This window comes from Klebsiella aerogenes KCTC 2190 (assembly GCF_000215745.1).
Classification (GTDB): domain Bacteria; phylum Pseudomonadota; class Gammaproteobacteria; order Enterobacterales; family Enterobacteriaceae; genus Klebsiella; species Klebsiella aerogenes.
Window position 1 is genome coordinate 2,534,144 of record NC_015663.1, and the last position, 16,712, is coordinate 2,550,855.

Genomic DNA, 16,712 nt, shown 5'->3' on the forward strand with positions numbered 1-16,712 from the left:
TTCCTGTAAGAATTAGTGTTGTGTGTCAATAACGTTATTTGTGAGTCACAGCCCGGACGATACGATCGCCAGAGAATTGAATTAAATAAACCAGAATAACCAGCAATACCAGTACGGTGTTCATTACCGTCGCGTTATAGCCGATGTAGCCGTACTGATAGCCAATCTGACCCAAGCCACCGGCACCGACCGCACCGCCCATTGCGGAATAACCCACCAGGGTGATGAGCGTAATAGTGGCGGCGTTCACCAGACCCGGCAGCGCTTCAGGGAGCAGGACTTTACGCACGATCTGCATTGGCGTTGCGCCCATCGCGCGTGAAGCTTCGATAAGCCCGGTCGGGATCTCCAACAGCGCGTTTTCCACCATACGTGCGATAAACGGCGCGGCGCCAACCGTTAATGGCACAATCGCTGCCTGCAGGCCGATAGAGGTACCGACGATCACGCGGGTAAATGGAATCATCCACACCAGCAGAATAATAAATGGAATCGAGCGGAAGATATTAACCAGCGCCGATAGCGTACGATACAGCCGGGCGCTTGCGGCAATCTGCCCCGGACGGGTAACGTACAGCAGTACGCCGACCGGCAGGCCGAGCACAAAGCCAAAGAAGCCGGAGACAAACGTCATAGCCAGCGTTTCCCACACGCCGCGAACCAGCAGCCAGATCATTGGTTCAGACATATCCCAGTACCTCTACTTTTACATGATGTTCCTGCAGCCAGGCGATCGCCGCCTGGGTATCTTCCTGTGTGCCGTGCATTTCGGTCAGCATGATGCCGAACTTCACTCCGCCGGCGTAATCCATCTGCGCGCTAATAATGTTGTTATTCACATTAAAGCGGCGGGCGGTTTCCGACAGCAGCGGCGCATCGACGGAATGGCCGGTAAACTCCATACGCAGCATCGGCACGCTGTCAGGCAGCTGCGTGGGCTTCAGGCGCGCCTGATAGTCATCCGGAATATCCAGATGCAGGGTAGATTGAATGAACTGTTGGGCGAGCGGCGTCTTAGGATGGGAGAAGACTTCGCTCACGGTGTCCTGCTCGATCAGTTGACCATTGCTAATGACCGCCACACAGTCGCAGATACGTTTAACTACGTCCATTTCATGGGTGATCAACAGAATGGTCAGCCCCAGACGACGGTTAATGTCTTTCAGCAGTTCGAGGATCGAACGGGTCGTTGCCGGGTCCAGCGCGCTGGTGGCTTCATCGCACAGCAGCACCTTTGGATTGCTGGCCAGCGCGCGGGCAATCGCCACGCGCTGTTTCTGGCCGCCGGAGAGGTTTGCCGGATAGCTGTCATGCTTATCGCCAAGACCAACCAGGTCAAGCAGTTCATTAACACGGCGTTTGATTTCCGCCGGCGGTGTGTTATCCAGCTCAAGCGGCAGCGCCACGTTGCCGAAAACGGTACGTGAAGCGAGCAGATTAAAGTGCTGGAAGATCATGCCAATCTGACGGCGCGCGCGAGTCAGTTCTTTTTCAGTCAGCGCGGTGAGTTCCTGGTTATCTACCTGCACGCTGCCTTCGGTTGGGCGTTCCAGCAGGTTAACGCAGCGAATCAGCGTACTTTTACCTGCGCCGGAAGCGCCGATCACGCCGTAAATTTGCCCGGCAGGGACATGCAGGCTGACATTGTTCAGCGCCTGTATGGTGCGGTTCCCCTGCTGGAACACTTTGGTAATATTCGAAAGTTTAATCATCAGTTATTTATTATCGTTTAGCCGTTTGCCGTGGCATTTTCTTCTGCCGTGTGCAGGCGATGCCTGTCAATGAAATGGATGTTAAGGCATCCAGACGTCTAAATCAATCTGACTCTTTATAATGAGCACTTTCTTGCATGCCGAAACATGCGATACTAACGGCATTAGCCTTTATCAGGAGCAAACCGGTGGCAAAGTCTGTACCCGCAATTTTTCTCGACCGTGACGGCACGATTAATATCGATCATGGTTACGTCCACGAAATCGACAGCTTTGAGTTTATCGACGGCGTCATTGATGCCATGCGTGAACTAAAGGCAATGGGATTTGCGTTAGTGCTGGTGACCAACCAGTCAGGCATCGCGCGCGGTAAATTCACGGAAGCGCAATTTGAGACCCTCACCGAATGGATGGATTGGTCGCTGGCAGACCGCGGCGTGGATCTCGACGGTATCTATTATTGTCCGCATCACCCGCAGGGGAGCGTTGAAGAGTTCCGCCAGACCTGCGATTGCCGTAAGCCGCATCCGGGGATGCTCATTTCCGCACGCGATTTCCTGCATATTGATATGGCCGCTTCTTATATGGTGGGTGATAAACTCGAAGACATGCAGGCGGCTGCAGCGGCGAATGTCGGAACGAAAGTGCTGGTGCGTACCGGTAAGCCGGTTACCGAAGAAGCGGAAAGCGCAGCGGATTGGGTGCTAAATAGCCTGGCGGACCTGCCTGCGGCTATTAAAAAGCAGCAAAAATAAGCGTTACGTATAAAAGATGAGCGGTTGAAATAAAAATGTATTTTTCCGCTTGTCATTCCCGGCGGGCTCCCTATAATGCGCCTCCATCGACACGGCGGATGTGAATCACTTCACACAAACAGCCGGTTCGGTTGAAGAGAAAAATTCTGAAATTCAGGGTTGACTCTGAAAGAGGAAAGCGTAATATACGCCACCTCGCGACAGAGCGCTAAAGCGCGTCGCAACTGCTCTTTAACAATTTATCAGACAATCTGTGTGGGCACTCAAAGTGACATGGATTCTTAACGTCCTCGGACGAAAAATGAATACCAAGTCTCTGAGTGAACATGCGTAATTCATTACGAAGTTTAATTCACGAGCATCAAACTTAAATTGAAGAGTTTGATCATGGCTCAGATTGAACGCTGGCGGCAGGCCTAACACATGCAAGTCGAGCGGTAACACAGAGAGCTTGCTCTCGGGTGACGAGCGGCGGACGGGTGAGTAATGTCTGGGAAACTGCCTGATGGAGGGGGATAACTACTGGAAACGGTAGCTAATACCGCATAACGTCGCAAGACCAAAGTGGGGGACCTTCGGGCCTCATGCCATCAGATGTGCCCAGATGGGATTAGCTAGTAGGTGGGGTAATGGCTCACCTAGGCGACGATCCCTAGCTGGTCTGAGAGGATGACCAGCCACACTGGAACTGAGACACGGTCCAGACTCCTACGGGAGGCAGCAGTGGGGAATATTGCACAATGGGCGCAAGCCTGATGCAGCCATGCCGCGTGTATGAAGAAGGCCTTCGGGTTGTAAAGTACTTTCAGCGAGGAGGAAGGCGTTAAGGTTAATAACCTTGGCGATTGACGTTACTCGCAGAAGAAGCACCGGCTAACTCCGTGCCAGCAGCCGCGGTAATACGGAGGGTGCAAGCGTTAATCGGAATTACTGGGCGTAAAGCGCACGCAGGCGGTCTGTCAAGTCGGATGTGAAATCCCCGGGCTCAACCTGGGAACTGCATTCGAAACTGGCAGGCTAGAGTCTTGTAGAGGGGGGTAGAATTCCAGGTGTAGCGGTGAAATGCGTAGAGATCTGGAGGAATACCGGTGGCGAAGGCGGCCCCCTGGACAAAGACTGACGCTCAGGTGCGAAAGCGTGGGGAGCAAACAGGATTAGATACCCTGGTAGTCCACGCCGTAAACGATGTCGACTTGGAGGTTGTGCCCTTGAGGCGTGGCTTCCGGAGCTAACGCGTTAAGTCGACCGCCTGGGGAGTACGGCCGCAAGGTTAAAACTCAAATGAATTGACGGGGGCCCGCACAAGCGGTGGAGCATGTGGTTTAATTCGATGCAACGCGAAGAACCTTACCTACTCTTGACATCCAGAGAACTTAGCAGAGATGCTTTGGTGCCTTCGGGAACTCTGAGACAGGTGCTGCATGGCTGTCGTCAGCTCGTGTTGTGAAATGTTGGGTTAAGTCCCGCAACGAGCGCAACCCTTATCCTTTGTTGCCAGCGGTCCGGCCGGGAACTCAAAGGAGACTGCCAGTGATAAACTGGAGGAAGGTGGGGATGACGTCAAGTCATCATGGCCCTTACGAGTAGGGCTACACACGTGCTACAATGGCATATACAAAGAGAAGCGACCTCGCGAGAGCAAGCGGACCTCATAAAGTATGTCGTAGTCCGGATTGGAGTCTGCAACTCGACTCCATGAAGTCGGAATCGCTAGTAATCGTAGATCAGAATGCTACGGTGAATACGTTCCCGGGCCTTGTACACACCGCCCGTCACACCATGGGAGTGGGTTGCAAAAGAAGTAGGTAGCTTAACCTTCGGGAGGGCGCTTACCACTTTGTGATTCATGACTGGGGTGAAGTCGTAACAAGGTAACCGTAGGGGAACCTGCGGTTGGATCACCTCCTTACCTTAAAGAACCTGCCTTTGTAGTGCTCACACAGATTGTCTGATGAAAATACAGCAGTAAGTAATCTCTGCAGGCTTGTAGCTCAGGTGGTTAGAGCGCACCCCTGATAAGGGTGAGGTCGGTGGTTCAAGTCCACTCAGGCCTACCAAATTCGCTCTCGTGCTTTGTTGTGGCAAAGCTCGCATACTTCAGTATGCTTCGCTTCACCACGCCGCGCCCGAAAACGAATTAAAGGTTAAAAGAGATTCATTCGATGGGGCTATAGCTCAGCTGGGAGAGCGCCTGCTTTGCACGCAGGAGGTCTGCGGTTCGATCCCGCATAGCTCCACCATCCTTACTGCAAAAACAGAAAACTTCAGAGTGTACCTGAAAAGGTTCACTGCGAAGTTTTGCTCTTTAAAAATCTGGATCAAGCTGAAAATTGAAACGACACACAGTCAATGTGTGTTCGAGTCTCTCAAATTTTCGCGACACGTGGGTGTTTTACGAAACATCTTCGGGTTGTGAGGTTAAGCGACTAAGCGTACACGGTGGATGCCCTGGCAGTCAGAGGCGATGAAGGACGTGCTAATCTGCGAAAAGCGTCGGTAAGGTGATATGAACCGTTACAGCCGGCGATGTCCGAATGGGGAAACCCAGTGCAATTCGTTGCACTATCGTTAACTGAATACATAGGTTAACGAGGCGAACCGGGGGAACTGAAACATCTAAGTACCCCGAGGAAAAGAAATCAACCGAGATTCCCCCAGTAGCGGCGAGCGAACGGGGAGCAGCCCAGAGTCTGAATCAGCTTGTGTGTTAGTGGAACGGTCTGGAAAGTCCGACGGTACAGGGTGATAGTCCCGTACACCAAAATGCACAGGCTGTGAACTCGAAGAGTAGGGCGGGACACGTGGTATCCTGTCTGAATATGGGGGGACCATCCTCCAAGGCTAAATACTCCTGACTGACCGATAGTGAACCAGTACCGTGAGGGAAAGGCGAAAAGAACCCCGGCGAGGGGAGTGAAAAAGAACCTGAAACCGTGTACGTACAAGCAGTGGGAGCACCTTTATGGTGTGACTGCGTACCTTTTGTATAATGGGTCAGCGACTTATATTCTGTAGCAAGGTTAACCGTATAGGGGAGCCGCAGGGAAACCGAGTCTTAACTGGGCGTTAAGTTGCAGGGTATAGACCCGAAACCCGGTGATCTAGCCATGGGCAGGTTGAAGGTTGGGTAACACTAACTGGAGGACCGAACCGACTAATGTTGAAAAATTAGCGGATGACTTGTGGCTGGGGGTGAAAGGCCAATCAAACCGGGAGATAGCTGGTTCTCCCCGAAAGCTATTTAGGTAGCGCCTCGTGAATTCATCTTCGGGGGTAGAGCACTGTTTCGGCTAGGGGGTCATCCCGACTTACCAACCCGATGCAAACTACGAATACCGAAGAATGTTATCACGGGAGACACACGGCGGGTGCTAACGTCCGTCGTGAAGAGGGAAACAACCCAGACCGCCAGCTAAGGTCCCAAAGTCACAGTTAAGTGGGAAACGATGTGGGAAGGCACAGACAGCCAGGATGTTGGCTTAGAAGCAGCCATCATTTAAAGAAAGCGTAATAGCTCACTGGTCGAGTCGGCCTGCGCGGAAGATGTAACGGGGCTAAACTGTGCACCGAAGCTGCGGCAGCGACACTATGTGTTGTTGGGTAGGGGAGCGTTCTGTAAGCCTGCGAAGGTGGCCTGTGAGGGTTGCTGGAGGTATCAGAAGTGCGAATGCTGACATAAGTAACGATAATGCGGGTGAAAAGCCCGCACGCCGGAAGACCAAGGGTTCCTGTCCAACGTTAATCGGGGCAGGGTGAGTCGACCCCTAAGGCGAGGCCGAAAGGCGTAGTCGATGGGAAACAGGTTAATATTCCTGTACTTGGTGTTACTGCGAAGGGGGGACGGAGAAGGCTATGTTAGCCGGGCGACGGTTGTCCCGGTTTAAGCATGTAGGCGGAGGTTCCAGGTAAATCCGGTACCTTTTAACGCTGAGGTGTGATGACGAGGCACTACGGTGCTGAAGTAACAAATGCCCTGCTTCCAGGAAAAGCCTCTAAGCATCAGGTAACATTGAATCGTACCCCAAACCGACACAGGTGGTCAGGTAGAGAATACCAAGGCGCTTGAGAGAACTCGGGTGAAGGAACTAGGCAAAATGGTGCCGTAACTTCGGGAGAAGGCACGCTGATATGTAGGTGAAGCCCCTGCGGGTGGAGCTGAAATCAGTCGAAGATACCAGCTGGCTGCAACTGTTTATTAAAAACACAGCACTGTGCAAACACGAAAGTGGACGTATACGGTGTGACGCCTGCCCGGTGCCGGAAGGTTAATTGATGGGGTTATCCGTAAGGAGAAGCTCTTGATCGAAGCCCCGGTAAACGGCGGCCGTAACTATAACGGTCCTAAGGTAGCGAAATTCCTTGTCGGGTAAGTTCCGACCTGCACGAATGGCGTAATGATGGCCAGGCTGTCTCCACCCGAGACTCAGTGAAATTGAACTCGCTGTGAAGATGCAGTGTACCCGCGGCAAGACGGAAAGACCCCGTGAACCTTTACTATAGCTTGACACTGAACATTGAGCCTTGATGTGTAGGATAGGTGGGAGGCTTTGAAGCGTGGACGCCAGTCTGCGTGGAGCCAACCTTGAAATACCACCCTTTAATGTTTGATGTTCTAACGTTGGCCCCTAATCGGGGTTGCGGACAGTGTCTGGTGGGTAGTTTGACTGGGGCGGTCTCCTCCCAAAGAGTAACGGAGGAGCACGAAGGTTAGCTAATCCTGGTCGGACATCAGGAGGTTAGTGCAATGGCATAAGCTAGCTTGACTGCGAGCGTGACGGCGCGAGCAGGTGCGAAAGCAGGTCATAGTGATCCGGTGGTTCTGAATGGAAGGGCCATCGCTCAACGGATAAAAGGTACTCCGGGGATAACAGGCTGATACCGCCCAAGAGTTCATATCGACGGCGGTGTTTGGCACCTCGATGTCGGCTCATCACATCCTGGGGCTGAAGTAGGTCCCAAGGGTATGGCTGTTCGCCATTTAAAGTGGTACGCGAGCTGGGTTTAGAACGTCGTGAGACAGTTCGGTCCCTATCTGCCGTGGGCGCTGGAGAATTGAGGGGGGCTGCTCCTAGTACGAGAGGACCGGAGTGGACGCATCACTGGTGTTCGGGTTGTCATGCCAATGGCATTGCCCGGTAGCTAAATGCGGAAGAGATAAGTGCTGAAAGCATCTAAGCACGAAACTTGCCCCGAGATGAGTTCTCCCTGAGACTTTAAGTCTCCTGAAGGAACGTTAAAGACGATGACGTTGATAGGTCGGGTGTGTAAGCGTAGCGATACGTTGAGCTAACCGATACTAATGAACCGTGAGGCTTAACCTTACAACGCCGAAGGTGTTTTGGCGATTTGAGACGATTTTCAGCTTAGATTCAGAGTCCGAAGGATTTTGCGCTGAGACAAGGCGGCAAACGAAGCGATGGAAGGAGCATACTGAAGTATGTGACTGACATTCGCGAGAGCAGCCAACGCAGTATGAGCGCAAAAGACACAGGACGAGCACAAAGAATTTGCCTGGCGGCAATAGCGCGGTGGTCCCACCTGACCCCATGCCGAACTCAGAAGTGAAACGCCGTAGCGCCGATGGTAGTGTGGGGTCTCCCCATGTGAGAGTAGGGAACTGCCAGGCATCAAATTTGCAGTAAAACCGGGGCATTAAACCGGTAGATGTAGAAAAAATTCGGTGGAGCGGTAGTTCAGTCGGTTAGAATACCTGCCTGTCACGCAGGGGGTCGCGGGTTCGAGTCCCGTCCGTTCCGCCACTTATTAAAAGCCCTGAGCATTTGCTCAGGGCTTTTTTGTTTTCTCCATTCCAATTATTGCTAAATCAGCAAAAATCCTCTGCATTTATCGATCTTTTTCCCAACCCAACCTTCACCCATAATGGCCTCAGTTAAGCGAAACGAATAATTAACGAGGAACATCAATCATGACAATCCCTGCATTTGGTCTTGGCACTTTCCGTCTGCAAGACGACGTAGTCATCAACTCTGTAAAAATGGCGCTGGAGCTGGGCTATCGTACTATCGATACCGCACAGATCTATGAAAACGAAGCCGCTGTTGGCCAGGCTATCGCGGAAAGCGGCGTGCCGCGTGATGAACTGTTCATCACCACCAAAATCTGGATCGAAAACCTGAGTAAAGACAAGCTGATCGCCAGCCTGAAAGAGAGCCTGCAGAAGCTGCGCACCGATTATGTTGATCTGACGCTGATTCACTGGCCGTCGCCGAACGATGCGGTTGCTGTTGAAGAGTTTATGGCTGCGCTGATGGAAGCGAAGAAGCTGGGTCTGACCCGACAGATCGGTATCTCTAACTTCACTATTCCACTGATGGAACGTGCGATCGCTGCCGTTGGCGCTGAAAATATCGCGACCAACCAGGTTGAACTGTCTCCGTACCTGCAGAACCGTAAAGTGGTCGATTGGGCGCGTGAACACGGTATCCATATCACCTCTTACATGACGCTGGCCTACGGTAAGGCGCTGAAAGATGAAGTGATTGCCCGTATCGCGGCGAAACATAATGCGACCCCGGCACAGGTTATTCTGGCGTGGGCGATGGGAGAAGGTTATGCGGTTATTCCATCTTCCACCAAGCGTGAAAATCTGGCGAGCAACCTGAAAGCGCTGGATCTGAAGCTGGATGATGAAGATCGTAAAGCGATTACCGCGCTGGATTGCAACGACCGTCTGGTAAGCCCGGAAGGTCTGGCGCCGAAGTGGGATTAATCCACCGATTCCGGCAGGCGGTTGACGCCGCTGCCGGACGATAGTTTCTTACAGCTCCTTCGGGAGCTGTTTGACGTGCTCACTCAGAAAGTCAATAAATGCCCTGATACGCGTGCTGACGGCTCTGTCGCTGTAATACACCGCACTGAAAGGCATCTCCACCGGCAAGCGCTTGTCGGCAAGTAGCTCCACAAACTCCCCGCTGTCAATCTCTTTATCCACCATATAATCCGATAGACAGGCAATACCATTGCCGCCAAGACAGAGCTGTTTTAGCGTTTCGCCACTGTTAGAGGTAATTTCGCAACCGACTTCCAGTAATTGGCCATCGCTGGCGGCAATAGGCCAGGTATTTAACGAGACAGGCTCGGTGAACCCCAGGCAGAGATGATCCGCAAGATCTTCCGCATTCACCGGCGTGCCGTAGCGGGCGATATAATCAGGCGAGGCGATGATCTTGCGATAGCTGGTGAACAGCGGGCGGGCGCGCAGGCTGGAATCGGTTAGGGTACCCACGCGGATCGCGACGTCGACTTTACGTTCTATAAGATTAATGAAGGTTTCCGAGGAGACCAGCGAGAGCGTCATTTCTGGATAACGTTCGCGAAACGGTTTTACCAGCGGCATTAAAAAATGCAGCATCACCGGGGTGGCGGCATCAACGCGAAGCAATCCGCGAGGGGTGGTGCGCGTCTCCAGAAGCTCGTTCTCAGCAGCCGCCATCTCCTGCAACACCACCTGCATGCGGCGGAAATAACGCTCGCCTTCTTCTGTCAGGCTCAGCTGGCGCGTGGTCCGGTTTAACAAACTAACGCCTAGCTTTGATTCCAGCTTTTTGACTGCCCGGCTGACGGCAGAGTTTGCCTGCCCGAGCTGCTCGGCCGCCCGGCTAAAACTGCCGCTTTCCACTACGGCGACGAAGATAGCGATCTCTTCTGACGTGGCTCTCATTGTTGCACCTATAGCAAAATTCTATTGAGATTTTGATTGTTTTTGTTATTTAAACATCCCTTCATACTACGTGTCATCTTAATCCTGATGCTACGGAGTAAATTATGCCACTGGCGCTACTTGCATTAACCATCGGTGCCTTTGCTATTGGCACTACCGAATTTGTGATCGTCGGCCTGGTACCGACCATCGCCGAACAACTGGCTATCTCGCTGCCGTCTGCGGGCCTGCTGGTTTCCATCTATGCGCTAGGCGTGGCGATTGGTGCCCCGGTGCTGACCGCGTTAACCGGGCGTATGCCGCGTAAACAGCTCCTGCTGGCGTTAATGGTGTTGTTTACCGCCGGTAACCTGCTAGCGTGGCAGGCTCCGGGTTATGGCACTTTGATTATGGCCCGCCTGCTGACCGGCCTGGCGCATGGCGTATTCTTTTCTATCGGCTCGACGATTGCCACCAGCCTGGTGCCAAAAGAGAAAGCCGCCTCGGCCATTGCTATCATGTTCGGCGGCCTGACGGTCGCGCTGGTAACCGGGGTGCCTTTCGGGACGTTCATCGGTCAGCATTTTGGCTGGCGGGAAACGTTCCTCGCGGTATCGATTCTGGGCGTCATTGCGCTTATCAGCAGCCTGATCCTGGTGCCGAATAATATTCCGGGCCGCGCCGGCACCAGCCTGCGCGATCAGATGAAAGTCTTGACCCATCCGCGCCTGTTGATGATCTACGCGATTACCGCGCTGGGCTATGGCGGCGTGTTTACCGCATTTACTTTCCTCGCGCCGATGATGCAGGAGCTGGCTGGCTTTAGCCCGTCTGCGGTCAGTTGGATCCTACTGGGTTACGGTATCTCTGTCGCTATCGGTAACGTGTGGGGCGGTAAGCTCGCCGATAAACATGGCGCTGTCGCCGCGTTGAAATTTATCTTCGCTGCGTTGGTGGTGCTGTTGCTGGTCTTCCAGTTCACGGCCAATCTGCACTACGCCGCTCTGGCAACGATACTGGTGATGGGCATTTTCGCCTTCGGCAACGTTCCGGGTCTGCAGGTCTATGTGGTGCAAAAGGCTGAACAATACACGCCGGGCGCCGTTGATGTCGCCTCTGGTTTGAACATCGCTGCCTTCAATATTGGTATTGCCCTCGGTTCGGTCATCGGTGGACAGACGGTCGAGCTGTACGGTCTGGCGCAGACGCCGTGGATTGGCGCGCTGATTGTGCTGGTTGCTTTGCTACTGGTCGTACTGAGCGGTCGTTTAGATAAATCTCCACGCCGTTCGGCAGCCGTTTCTCTCGAAGGATAAGGCTTTCTCGCAAATTGCATTGAAAGTGTATGGGAAAATCCCTATAACAGAAGAACCAGCCGCAGTCGGGCTGGTTTCCTGTTATCGAGGTTGAATGCCCAAATTGCGAAAGAATACCTATGCCATGCGCTATGTCGCCGGACAACCCGCGGAGAGAATCTTGCCTCCGGGGGCGTTTGCGGGCGTCAGTCCGGTTTATCCCGCCGGCGCGCCATTAAGCAGCGATGAGAAAATTCGCGTGCTGGTGTGGAATATCTTTAAGCAGCAGCGTGCAGAATGGCAGTCAGTGCTCAAAAATTTCGGCAAAGACGCGCATCTGGTCCTGTTGCAGGAGGCGCAAACCACCCCAGAACTGGTCAGGTTCGCGACTTCAAACTATCTGGCCGCCGATCAGGTGCCGGCGCTGGTATTGCCGCAGCATCCTTCCGGCGTGATGACGCTGGCCTCCGCTCACCCCATCTATTGCTGTCCCTTGCGCGAGCGCGAACCTATTTTACGTTTGCCTAAATCGGCGTTAGTGACCGTTTATCCGCTGCCCGATGCACGGCTGTTAATGGTGGTGAATATCCATGCGGTTAATTTTAGTCTTGGCGTCGATGTCTATAGTAAACAGCTGCTGCCAATTGGCGATCAGATTGCCCATCACAGCGGGCCGGTAATCATGGCTGGTGATTTCAACGCCTGGAGCCGCCCGCGGATGAACGCGCTGTACCGCTTTGCGCGTGAGATGTCGTTACGCGAAGTTCGTTTCTCTGACGATCAGCGCCGCCGCGCGTTTGGTCGCCCGCTCGATTTTGTGTTCTACCGCGGCTTAAGCGTGCACGATGCCTCCGTGCTGGTGACCCGCGCCTCCGATCACAACCCGCTACTAGTCGAATTCAGTCCCGGCAAGCCTGATTAATTAAGGTATGTCAGGCCTGCCATCGGGCAGGTCTGCGTTCAGCACGATGCTGCCCTTTATTACTCAAACCACCGAAGGACAACACAATGACAACACGCTCTCATCATGACAACGTCGAAAAGCAGTTTGGCTCACAGGCAAGCGCCTATCTGACCAGCGCCGTACACGCCTCCGGGCGCGATCTGCAGCGTCTGGCGGAACGGCTGGCGGATTTCCCGCAGGCAACGTTGCTGGATATGGGATGCGGGGCAGGGCACGCCAGTTTTACCGCCGCAGGCCAGGTAGCGCAGGTTACCGCGTATGATTTATCGAGCCAGATGCTGGAGGTTGTCGCTCAGGCGGCAAAAGACAAAGGCTTTACCAACATCGTCACTCAGCAGGGATATGCTGAAATGCTGCCGTTTGCCGACGCCAGTTTTGATGTGGTGATTAGCCGCTACTCCGCTCACCATTGGCATGATGTCGGCCAGGCGCTGCGCGAGGTGAAACGCGTGTTGAAGCCGGGCGGGGTGATGATCATCATGGACGTAATGTCTCCGGGGCATCCGGTACGTGATGTCTGGCTGCAAACCGTGGAAGCGCTGCGCGATACCTCGCACGTGCGTAATTACTCCAGCGGCGAGTGGCTGGCGCTGGCCAACGACGCAGGCCTGGCGATCAATCATTTATTGACCGATCGTCTGCCGCTGGAGTTTAGCTCCTGGGTCGCGCGGATGCGCACGCCTGAAGCGCTGGCGGAGGCGATTCGCTTATATCAGCAGAGCGCATCGGCGGAGGTTAAAGCCTACTTCGAATTACAGCAGGATGGATCGTTTACCAGTGATACCATCATGTTTGAAGCGCATAAAGCAGTGTAACGCTGGCAATAAAAAAGGCACCGGGGAATCGGTGCCTTTCTCGTTATTCTGAAATCAGGATTCAGGTCTGTCGTTGTTCTTCACAAACAGCGTTAGCTGATCCCCTGGCTTCAGGTTATCGGTATCGCTGTTCCAGCGCATAACGTCGCGGATATTGACGCCGTGGCGTTTTGCGATGCTCGATAGCGAGTCGCCCTTACGAACACGATAGGTGATGCTATCGCTGTTGTTCGCCAGACGTTGCGCGCTGCTGCCTGCGCCGACAACCAGATTCTGCCCGACTTTCAGCCCTGAACCGCGCAGGTTGTTCCACTGCTGCAGATCCCGGGTGGTGACGCCGAGACGCGAAGCAATTCCGGAAATCGTATCGCCAGAACGTACCTTGTAGCTATGGCTGGTCAGCGGCGTATTGTCAGCAAGCTGCGTCGGCTGTACGGCGGCAATGTCGCCAGAGGCCAGAGACTCACGCAGTTGAGCTGCGTGTTTCTGAGGCACCATAACGTACTTTGGCCCGCTAACGCCAAGCGTTGACCCCTTTACGCCGGCGTTGAAGGTTTTCAGCTTGCTGACCGGCATTCCTGCCATGTCCGCGAGCTGAGAAATCTCAACCGGACTATCGAGGCGAACGCGCGCCAGCGCACGGCTTTCATCAGCCGTTGGTAGCTTCACGCCGTAACGCTTGCTGTTTTTGAGAATATCGCTCAAAGCCAGCATTTTTGGCACGTAGACCTTGGTTTCACGCGGCAGCGAGAGCGACCAAAAATCGGTGGGTTTACCACGCGAACGGTTCGCCTTCACGGCCTTCATTACTCGGCCTTCGCCGCTGTTATATGCCGCGACGGTCAGTAACCAGTCGCCGTCGAACATTTTGTTCAGACGTTGCATCATGTCCAGCGCCGCGGTAGTAGACGCGACGACATCACGACGCGCATCGTAACTGCGGGTCTGTTTTAAACCATAATTGCGCCCTGTGCTCGGAATGATCTGCCAAATGCCTGCGGCATTGGCGCCAGACGTTGCGTGTGGGTCAAAAGCGCTCTCCACTATGGGTAGTAATACCAGTTCCATTGGCATGTTACGTTTCTTAACTTGCCCGGCTATCCAGTACATATACGGTTCAGCCCGTAAAGTTACATCGTGGAGATAGCTCTTATTACGTAAGTACTTCTGTTTCTGTTCGCGAATCCGGGGGTTTTCCGGAATTCCCATCTTTAGCTCGTCGCTTATGGAAGTCCACAGATCCTGGTCTTGCGCGTAGAGGGTTCCATCATCTAACCATCGCGCCTGACTTGTGAACTTGCCTGCTTCCCCTTGACCAGCTGCAGAAAGGCTCTGTGCTCGCTGTTCTACGGTGCCGTCGTGCTTCGACGCCTGGCACCCTACCAGCAGGACAGAGGCGAGTAATATCGCTCGTGCCTTCATGTGTGTGTCAATAGTTGCTTAAAAGACGAGCAAGGATAACGGTGAAGGCCGAGGATGACAAGCGTTAAATCTCAGAAGTCATCTTTCTTTGACCTTAACCATGCAAATCTTTGCGCTGAGTGTTGCAAATTTGTTTCTTTGGATATTTCTTTAATTAAATCATTGTCATCCGTACGTAAAAATAAATTTATACGGCGTTCATTTTTCAGAGTAACGGGTAGTGTCTTTTGGTTTTTTGCGCGTAACTCCTTAACTTTATGGTAGTAATCCTTTATATCCATATCATCTGGCAGGATACTCAATGCAAACTTCATGTTTGCTAAAGTGTACTCATGTGCGCAACAAATTAGGGTGTCAGCGGGAAGGGCATTTATTTTCATAAATGATTGATACATTTGATCTGCTGTACCTTCGAACAGCCTGCCGCAGCCGCCGGAAAACATTGTATCGCCACAAAATAGATAAGGTTTGCTGTAGAAACAGATATGTCCTAATGTGTGACCTGGCGTGGCGAAAATAGAAAATTCGTGACCCAAAAGAGTAATGCTATCGCCATCAGATACAATATCCGTGCTTCCCTTATCCTGGGTTTCTGCCGGCCCGTAAACCACAAGTTGCGGAAATTTTTGCCGCAGTTCTTTCACGCCGCCAACATGATCATGGTGGTGGTGGGTTAACAAAATCGCTTCTGGCTGCCAGTTGTTTTCTTCAATGGCCGCGAGCACCGGCGCGGCTTCACCGGGATCGACTATCACACAACGACGGCTATCGTCGCTAACAACCCAGATGTAGTTGTCCTGAAATGCAGGAATACTGATAAGATTCATAAATTACCTCTCAAAGCGTTGCGGAAGGTTGCGATGAAGCCGGCAAGGATACCTCATACAATTACAGCTCCAGAGCATTGGTCCAGTATGCCGTGGGGTGAATACTATCGCGAGTCGCTGGAACGGCATATGAAACCGTGGCTGGCTAAATTATATGGCTTTCATCTACTTAAGATTGGCAATCTGAGCGCGGAAATCAATACCGAAGCCTGCGCGATCTCCCATCAGGTGAACGTTTCGCTGGGGGGAAGTCCGATCCAGGTCAAAGCCGACCCGCTGTCTCTTCCTTTCGCCGCCAAATCGGTGGATGCCTGTTTACTGGCGCATACTTTGCCATGGTGCAGCGATCCGCACCGGCTGTTGCGCGAAGCTGACCGCGTGCTGATTGACGATGGCTGGATGATTTTGACTGCTTTTAACCCGCTGAGCCTGATTGGATTGCGCAAAGTGACGCCGGTTCTGCGAAAAACTATCCCCTATAACAGCCGGATGTTTACCATGACTCGACAGCTTGACTGGCTGGCGCTGCTCAATTTTGAGGTGCTGCACTACGGTCGCTATCAGGTGCTGCCCTGGTCGAAGCAGGGGGGAAAAATGCTAAGTACTCATCTGCCTGCTTTGGGATGTTTGCAAATGATCGTCGCGCGGAAAAGAACCATTCCGCTGACGCTAAATCCGATGAAGTCCGGGAAGGCGAAGACGCAGCTGCGTCCGGCCGTTGGCGCCACCAGGCAGTGGCGCGACGGGGGAAATTAGCTTTCCGGCTGGTAGCCGACGTCGTCCAGCGTGGGGTTAGACGCAGCGGCGCGCGCAAGTTCGTCGCAGCGTTCGTTTTCCGGGTGTCCGGCATGGCCTTTGACCCATTCCCATTTAATCTGATGCTGGCCGAGAGCGGCATCAAGGCGTTTCCACAGATCGACATTTTTAACCGGCTTTTTGTCCGCCGTTTTCCAGCCGCGTTTCTTCCAGTTATGGATCCACTGGGTTATCCCCTGGCGGACGTACTGGCTATCGGTACTTAGCACCACTTCGCAGTGCTCTTTAAGCGCTTCGAGAGCGACGATGGCAGCCATCAGTTCCATGCGGTTGTTAGTCGTCAGGCGGTAGCCCGCGCTGTAGGTTTTTTCATGCTGGCGATAGCGCATAATAGCGCCGTAGCCGCCAGGCCCAGGATTCCCCAGGCAAGAACCATCGGTGAAAATTTCTACCTGTTTGAGCATCTCTGGTAGACTTCCTGTAATTGAAATCGATATGTAAACGAC

12 protein-coding genes, 3 tRNA genes and 3 rRNA genes are annotated in these 16,712 nt (G+C 53.2%); 12 read left to right on the top strand and 6 right to left on the bottom strand.

Translation table 11 applies throughout. The features are described from left to right. Positions 1 to 34 precede the first annotated feature (34 nt). Both EAE_RS11995 and metN read right to left on the bottom strand, forming a co-directional pair. Positions 35 to 688, bottom strand: a complete 654-nt coding sequence (locus EAE_RS11995; RefSeq protein WP_015368137.1) for a methionine ABC transporter permease MetI — start codon at positions 686 to 688, stop codon at positions 35 to 37. After that, positions 681 to 1,712 carry a methionine ABC transporter ATP-binding protein MetN gene (gene metN / locus EAE_RS12000; protein WP_015368136.1) on the bottom strand — a complete coding sequence of 344 codons (1,032 nt, stop codon included), beginning with the start codon at positions 1,710 to 1,712 and terminating at the stop codon, positions 681 to 683. Before metN ends, EAE_RS11995 begins: the two co-directional genes overlap by 8 nt. A gap of 188 nt (positions 1,713 to 1,900) precedes the next feature. Between metN and gmhB the strand changes: the two genes are divergently transcribed. From gmhB to dkgB, 8 genes are all read left to right on the top strand, one after another. Next, positions 1,901 to 2,467, top strand: a complete 567-nt coding sequence (gmhB, locus tag EAE_RS12005; protein WP_015704459.1) for a D-glycero-beta-D-manno-heptose 1,7-bisphosphate 7-phosphatase — start codon at positions 1,901 to 1,903, stop codon at positions 2,465 to 2,467. Between the two features lie 369 nt (positions 2,468 to 2,836). Then, a 16S ribosomal RNA gene (locus EAE_RS12010) occupies positions 2,837 to 4,376 on the top strand. Positions 4,377 to 4,447: 71 nt separating this feature from the next. Next, a tRNA-Ile gene (locus EAE_RS12015) sits at positions 4,448 to 4,524 on the top strand. A 107-nt stretch (positions 4,525 to 4,631) separates the two neighbouring features. After that, positions 4,632 to 4,707: transfer RNA gene (locus EAE_RS12020), tRNA-Ala, on the top strand. Positions 4,708 to 4,883: 176 nt separating this feature from the next. Then, positions 4,884 to 7,788: ribosomal RNA gene (locus tag EAE_RS12025) — 23S ribosomal RNA — on the top strand. Between the two features lie 189 nt (positions 7,789 to 7,977). Continuing rightward, positions 7,978 to 8,093, top strand: a 5S ribosomal RNA gene (rrf, locus tag EAE_RS12030). The 16S, 23S and 5S rRNA genes sit together here with 3 tRNA genes alongside, the layout of an rRNA operon. 56 nt (positions 8,094 to 8,149) lie before the next feature. Then, positions 8,150 to 8,226: transfer RNA gene (locus EAE_RS12035), tRNA-Asp, on the top strand. 167 nt (positions 8,227 to 8,393) lie between these two features. Next, entirely contained in the window at positions 8,394 to 9,197 is an 804-nt protein-coding gene (gene dkgB, locus EAE_RS12040; RefSeq protein WP_015704460.1) for a 2,5-didehydrogluconate reductase DkgB, read from the top strand. 48 nt (positions 9,198 to 9,245) lie between these two features. Here dkgB and yafC read toward each other — a convergent pair whose 3' ends face one another. After that, positions 9,246 to 10,148: a DNA-binding transcriptional regulator YafC gene (yafC, locus tag EAE_RS12045; RefSeq protein WP_015704461.1), complete on the bottom strand. Its 903-nt coding sequence runs from the start codon at positions 10,146 to 10,148 to the stop codon at positions 9,246 to 9,248. A gap of 104 nt (positions 10,149 to 10,252) precedes the next feature. Between yafC and EAE_RS12050 the strand changes: the two genes are divergently transcribed. From EAE_RS12050 to EAE_RS12060, 3 genes are all read left to right on the top strand, one after another. After that, complete coding sequence (locus EAE_RS12050; RefSeq protein WP_015704462.1) at positions 10,253 to 11,443, top strand: MFS transporter; 1,191 nt, start codon at positions 10,253 to 10,255, stop codon at positions 11,441 to 11,443. Between the two features lie 103 nt (positions 11,444 to 11,546). Beyond that, positions 11,547 to 12,344 carry an endonuclease/exonuclease/phosphatase family protein gene (locus EAE_RS12055; RefSeq protein ID WP_015704463.1) on the top strand — a complete coding sequence of 266 codons (798 nt, stop codon included), beginning with the start codon at positions 11,547 to 11,549 and terminating at the stop codon, positions 12,342 to 12,344. 86 nt (positions 12,345 to 12,430) lie between these two features. Then, positions 12,431 to 13,201 (top strand): class I SAM-dependent methyltransferase, encoded by a 771-nt coding sequence (locus EAE_RS12060; protein WP_015368130.1) that lies wholly within the window; start codon positions 12,431 to 12,433, stop codon positions 13,199 to 13,201. A 54-nt stretch (positions 13,202 to 13,255) separates the two neighbouring features. Here EAE_RS12060 and mltD read toward each other — a convergent pair whose 3' ends face one another. Together mltD and gloB are read right to left on the bottom strand one after the other, a co-directional pair. Further along, complete coding sequence (mltD, locus tag EAE_RS12065) at positions 13,256 to 14,623, bottom strand: murein transglycosylase D (RefSeq protein ID WP_015704464.1); 1,368 nt, start codon at positions 14,621 to 14,623, stop codon at positions 13,256 to 13,258. A 71-nt stretch (positions 14,624 to 14,694) separates the two neighbouring features. Continuing rightward, entirely contained in the window at positions 14,695 to 15,450 is a 756-nt protein-coding gene (gene gloB / locus EAE_RS12070) for a hydroxyacylglutathione hydrolase (protein WP_015704465.1), read from the bottom strand. A 33-nt stretch (positions 15,451 to 15,483) separates the two neighbouring features. Here gloB and EAE_RS12075 point away from each other — a divergent pair, with 33 nt between their 5' ends. Then, a complete protein-coding gene (locus EAE_RS12075) occupies positions 15,484 to 16,206 on the top strand; it encodes a class I SAM-dependent methyltransferase (protein WP_015704466.1) in 723 nt (240 codons plus the stop codon). Here EAE_RS12075 and rnhA read toward each other — a convergent pair. Then, positions 16,203 to 16,670, bottom strand: a complete 468-nt coding sequence (gene rnhA, locus EAE_RS12080; RefSeq protein ID WP_015368126.1) for a ribonuclease HI — start codon at positions 16,668 to 16,670, stop codon at positions 16,203 to 16,205. The genes EAE_RS12075 and rnhA overlap by 4 nt on opposite strands. Positions 16,671 to 16,712 lie beyond the last annotated feature (42 nt).

Coding starts and splice junctions, on each gene's coding strand:
- yafC (WP_015704461.1), bottom strand. CDS start 10,148: ATGAGAGCCACGTCAGAAGAGATCGCTATCTTCGTCGCCGTAGTGGAA.
- rnhA (WP_015368126.1), bottom strand. CDS start 16,670: ATGCTCAAACAGGTAGAAATTTTCACCGATGGTTCTTGCCTGGGGAAT.
- EAE_RS12075 (WP_015704466.1), top strand. CDS start 15,484: ATGAAGCCGGCAAGGATACCTCATACAATTACAGCTCCAGAGCATTGG.
- EAE_RS12050 (WP_015704462.1), top strand. CDS start 10,253: ATGCCACTGGCGCTACTTGCATTAACCATCGGTGCCTTTGCTATTGGC.
- EAE_RS12060 (WP_015368130.1), top strand. CDS start 12,431: ATGACAACACGCTCTCATCATGACAACGTCGAAAAGCAGTTTGGCTCA.
- gloB (WP_015704465.1), bottom strand. CDS start 15,450: ATGAATCTTATCAGTATTCCTGCATTTCAGGACAACTACATCTGGGTT.
- EAE_RS11995 (WP_015368137.1), bottom strand. CDS start 688: ATGTCTGAACCAATGATCTGGCTGCTGGTTCGCGGCGTGTGGGAAACG.
- mltD (WP_015704464.1), bottom strand. CDS start 14,623: ATGAAGGCACGAGCGATATTACTCGCCTCTGTCCTGCTGGTAGGGTGC.
- dkgB (WP_015704460.1), top strand. CDS start 8,394: ATGACAATCCCTGCATTTGGTCTTGGCACTTTCCGTCTGCAAGACGAC.
- metN (WP_015368136.1), bottom strand. CDS start 1,712: ATGATTAAACTTTCGAATATTACCAAAGTGTTCCAGCAGGGGAACCGC.